Source organism: Priestia sp. AB (assembly GCF_028369225.1).
GTDB classification, from domain to species: Bacteria; Bacillota; Bacilli; order Bacillales; family Bacillaceae_H; genus Priestia; species Priestia megaterium.
The window spans coordinates 1-3,503 of sequence record NZ_JAQMYN010000042.1 but is presented as its reverse complement, the minus strand read 5'-3'; the positions used below and the strand labels follow the sequence as shown (position 1 = coordinate 3,503).

The 3,503-nt window shown below is 39.4% G+C and carries 4 protein-coding genes; 3 read left to right on the top strand and 1 reads right to left on the bottom strand.

The features are described from left to right. Positions 1-37 precede the first annotated feature (37 nt). The gene (locus POF52_RS30795; RefSeq protein WP_016763705.1) at positions 38-262 is read right to left on the bottom strand and encodes a hypothetical protein; all 225 of its coding nucleotides are present in this window, start codon (positions 260-262) and stop codon (positions 38-40) included. Positions 263-394: 132 nt separating this feature from the next. Between POF52_RS30795 and POF52_RS30790 the strand changes: the two genes are divergently transcribed. The 3 genes from POF52_RS30790 to POF52_RS30780 form a co-directional block, all read left to right on the top strand. Next, a complete protein-coding gene (locus tag POF52_RS30790; RefSeq protein ID WP_271998133.1) occupies positions 395-2,017 on the top strand; it encodes a spore germination protein in 1,623 nt (540 codons plus the stop codon). Further along, entirely contained in the window at positions 2,007-3,233 is a 1,227-nt protein-coding gene (locus tag POF52_RS30785; protein WP_271998130.1) for a Ger(x)C family spore germination protein, read from the top strand. The genes POF52_RS30790 and POF52_RS30785 overlap by 11 nt, the downstream gene beginning before the upstream one ends. 21 nt (positions 3,234-3,254) lie before the next feature. Continuing rightward, a partial coding sequence (locus POF52_RS30780) for a GerAB/ArcD/ProY family transporter (protein WP_271998128.1) occupies positions 3,255-3,503 on the top strand: 249 nt, incomplete at its 3' end.

Genomic DNA, 3,503 nt, shown 5'->3' with positions numbered 1-3,503 from the left:
TTCCTATTTTTAAAAATGATAATTGGTGAGTATATGGTTACTTGCTTTGATTTTTCTTCTTCATAAAAAGATATAAAGATTCAGCAAAAAAAAGAAAAAGAAGAAAAAAGAGTACAAATAATTCAGCGACTTCCATTACCCTAAATGGACTCACAGCGTTGTACAACGCCTGAGACACATCAAATCCTTGAACCATATCAATACCTAAAGAAAAGCCCATTAAACATCCCAACATTAAAAGGCTAATACCTATGATTTTCATATCTATCACGCTCCATATAATAGGTTCTTCCCTTTCTTCTATGATGATACATAAATATTTATTGTTAATTTTTACATAAAAAACTCTTATATGGTTAAAGTAATAAAAACTGAAAGAAGGGTGCTTAAATCTATGCCTTCGTTTTTTAAAGATCGCAAACCAAAAAAGAAACGGCCACAGGGTGACGAGAATCAAACTACTGATCATCAAATAGAACGGATACAGATTTCGTTATCAGGCAACCTTAACATAATTAAGCAGAAAACGGGAAATAGTTCAGATGTTGTTATTCGTGAGATAAAAATGGGGGGGGATTCTGACATTAAAACGGCGATTGTCTATGTAGAAGGAATTGTAGACAATCAGTCAATTCAAGAGTATCTACTGCAATCTATGATGAAGGATGATCATAAAGAAGTAATAAATCAGCAAAATGCGATAGACCTGCTTTCTAAAGATATAATGACAATTGGAAACATATCTTCCATCACTAACTTGGATGATTTATTTGCATCTTTAATGGCAGGAGATACTCTTATTTTAGTGGATGGAGTAGATCAGGCACTGAGTGCTAGTACCCAAGGTGGAGAGAAGCGTTCCATTGCGGAATCTACTACCCAGATGGTAGTACGAGGACCAAAAGGAGCATTTACAGAGTCTCTTGGGACCAACACAGCTATGGTACGCCGCATCATTAAGACCCCAGATTTATGGATGGAGTCTTTAAAAGTTGGACGTGTAACAAAGACGGATGTGACGCTTATGTACATACATGGCATTGCCAATGATAAAGTCGTCAAAGAAATTCGTCAGCGATTACATCGAATTGATATCGACAGCATTTTGGAATCAGGATATATTGAACAACTAATAGAGGATCAAACATTGACTCCTTTTCCAACTATGTACAACACGGAAAGACCTGACGTTGTAGCAGGGAACCTGTTAGAAGGGCGAATTGCTATATTTGTGGATGGAACCCCATTTGTACTCATTGCGCCTGCTTTGTTCATGCAATTCTTCCAATCGGCTGAAGATTATTATGCTCGTTTTGACATTGCAACCTCAATTCGTCTTTTGCGTATTTTTATGTTTATGATTTCGTTAATCGCGCCAGCTACCTATGTCGCCGTTACAACCTTCCATCAGGAAATGGTTCCAACCATGCTCATTGTAGCTATTGCGGCACAGAGGGAATCCGTTCCTTTTCCCGCGTTTGTGGAAGCTGTGCTTATGGAAATCACCTTTGAAATCTTACGCGAAGCAGGGATACGCTTACCTAAAGCTATTGGTTCGGCAGTATCTATTGTCGGGGCCCTTGTAATCGGTCAAGCAGCCGTTCAAGCAAGTATTGTTTCACCAGCAATGGTTATTATTGTATCAATCACAGCCATTGCTAGTTTTGCCACACCATCTTTTGATATGGCGATTTCGGCCCGTTTAATTCGTTTTTTGTTTATGATTGGTGCAGCAACATTTGGTTTCTATGGCATCATTTTGTGCCTTTTATTGATGGTTGTCCATCTATGCGGCTTACGATCATTTGGAGTACCCTATATGGCTCCATTTGCTCCCTTCATCCCCGTAAACAATGGAGATACCGTTGTGAGATTACCATGGTGGACACTGAGACAAAGACCGAGATTGATTACTGCTAATACGATTCGAGAAGGGACAAATCAACACCCACACCCTCCTGCATCTCGAGGTATGGTGAATCGCGATTTTGAAGAAGGTGACAACAATGAAGCGTAAAGGGGTTTTTCTTTTATTAATGATAGCAATGACGCTCTTGCTTACAAGTTGCTGGAGTAAAAAAGAATTAACGGACCTTGCTATTGTATCAGCCATGGGTATCGATGAAACGAAAGATGGAAGATTTCACTTAACACTTCAAATTATTAATCCAGGAAACGTGGCAGGAGGTATGCAAGGAGGAGGAGGCAGTCAAAGCCCTCCTATTACCATCTATTCGGCTTCAGGGGATAATATAGTAGAAGCAAGTAGACGGGCTTCAGGCAGAATCTCTCGACGATTGTATTATGCTCATACAAACTTAGTCGTAGTTGGAGAAAGACTGGCCAGAAAAGAAGGGCTTAATACGTTAATCGATGGTCTAGATCGGGATCCGGAATTTCGAAATACTTCCACTCTTGTGATTGCGAGAAACTCTACCGCAGCTGACCTTGTCAAAACATTAACGCCAGTTGATAAAATTCCAGCGAATAAAGTGCTAAAAACCTTAGAATTTACGGAAAGAAAATGGGGAGAGAATGTAAAAACATCACTTCAAGAAGTGATGAAGAGCATTGAGTCCCCTGGAAGAGGAACTGTCGTATCAGGATTTCGTCTAGTTGGTAATCCCCAGCAAGCACAAAAGCTAGATAACCTTCAGGAAAGTGCACCCGCGGCAACGCTTCGTGCTTCCGGAATTGCTGTCTTAAAACAGGGGAAGCTAGTGGATTGGCTATATGGAAAACCAGCAAGAGGGACGGTATGGATTCTCGATAAAATTCAAGGAACGGATATTAATATTGATTGGGCAGGAAAGAAAGAGGCTATTGCTTATCAAAGTGTACGACAAAAAACAAGTGTATCTGCCCAAGTGAAGAATGGGAAACCTCATATTTCTATTCATACACGTGTTGAAGGAGATATCGGCGACATGGAGGTACCTGTTGATATTACCAATCCGAAGGTTATTACAAAAATCGAACAATCTGTGAGGAAAGAAATTAAAAAAGAGCTAAGGGTAGCTATTGAACATGCACAAAAAAACAAAACGGATATTTTGGGATTTGGCGAAGTAGTTCACCGTACTAGACCGAATCAATTTAAAAAATTAAAAACAGAATGGAATGATGTCTACTTTCCAAAGTTAGATGTAGATATCGCAGTAGAAGCCTATGTACGTCGAGCTGGCTTACGAAATAAATCGTTTCTTTCAGGAGTAAAAGAGAATCAAAAGTAAGGGAAAGGAGGTACCAGTTAAATGGAGAAAGCAAAAATTAGTGCCAGTCAGCTCTTTATTTTAATGGTCCTGTTTGAGCTGGGGAGTGCTTTACTGGTACCTCTCGCCATCAGAGCTAAACAGGATGCATGGCTTGGAATTCTGCTGGGTATGTTAGGAAGTTTTGTTTTATTTTTAGTTTATCATAAACTTTATACCTATTATCCTAACTTCTTACCCACAGAATATATGCAAAAGATCTTAGGGAAAGTGATGGGTACTGTACTTGCC

Excerpts from the sequence above, each read along its gene's own strand:
- POF52_RS30795 (WP_016763705.1), bottom strand. The coding sequence starts at position 262 with ATGAAAATCATAGGTATTAGCCTTTTAATGTTGGGATGTTTAATGGGC.
- POF52_RS30790 (WP_271998133.1), top strand. The coding sequence starts at position 395 with ATGCCTTCGTTTTTTAAAGATCGCAAACCAAAAAAGAAACGGCCACAG.
- POF52_RS30785 (WP_271998130.1), top strand. The coding sequence starts at position 2,007 with ATGAAGCGTAAAGGGGTTTTTCTTTTATTAATGATAGCAATGACGCTC.